General features: G+C 73.4%; 2 protein-coding genes. Both read right to left on the bottom strand.

Annotation, left to right across the window (positions count from 1 at the left end; all coding sequences use genetic code 11):
- On the bottom strand, positions 1-230 hold a 230-nt coding region (locus tag ABFX50_RS51085; RefSeq protein ID WP_346158566.1), incomplete at its 3' end, for an alpha-E domain-containing protein.
- Positions 230-546: hypothetical protein (locus ABFX50_RS51805; RefSeq protein ID WP_428834750.1), on the bottom strand; the 317-nt coding region annotated here is incomplete at its 5' end. The genes ABFX50_RS51805 and ABFX50_RS51085, both read right to left, overlap by 1 nt.

Here is a 546-nt window from a genome sequence, read left to right on the forward strand (position 1 = left end):
TTGTCCTCGGAGTAGGCGACCAGCTCGGTCAGCGACCACACGTCCAGGCTGAGCCCGGCGGGCGGCGCGATGCCGAGGACGGCGAGCAGCCTGCGGCTGGTGCTGTCCGGGTCGACGGTGGCGTCCTCCAGCAGCTGGTGCACCGAGACGTCGAGGATGCGGGCGGTGTCGTCGGCGCGCTCCACGTAGCGGCCGATCCAGTACAGCGACTCGGCGTTGCGGGCGAGCATCAGGCCTCCTTCGCGGACTGCTGCTGCTGTTGCTGCTGCTGGGCGGTGGTCAGCTCGGGACCGCGCGCGGCGGCGGGCGAGTCGACGCCCGCCTGCGCGACCAGTCCCGGCTCGGCCAGCTCGCGCTCCACGGTGGACGAGCGCGCGGCCAGCACCCAGGTGTCCTTGGAGCCGCCGCCCTGCGAGGAGTTCACGATCAGGCTGCCCTCGGGCAGCGCGACGCGGGTGAGGCCGCCGGGCAGCACGAACACGAAGTTCCCGTCGTTGACCGCGAACGGCCGCAGGTCCACGTGCCGGGGCGCGAGCCGGTCGCCGA

It is taken from the genome of Nonomuraea recticatena, assembly GCF_039533245.1.
GTDB classification, from domain to species: Bacteria; Actinomycetota; Actinomycetes; order Streptosporangiales; family Streptosporangiaceae; genus Nonomuraea; species Nonomuraea roseola.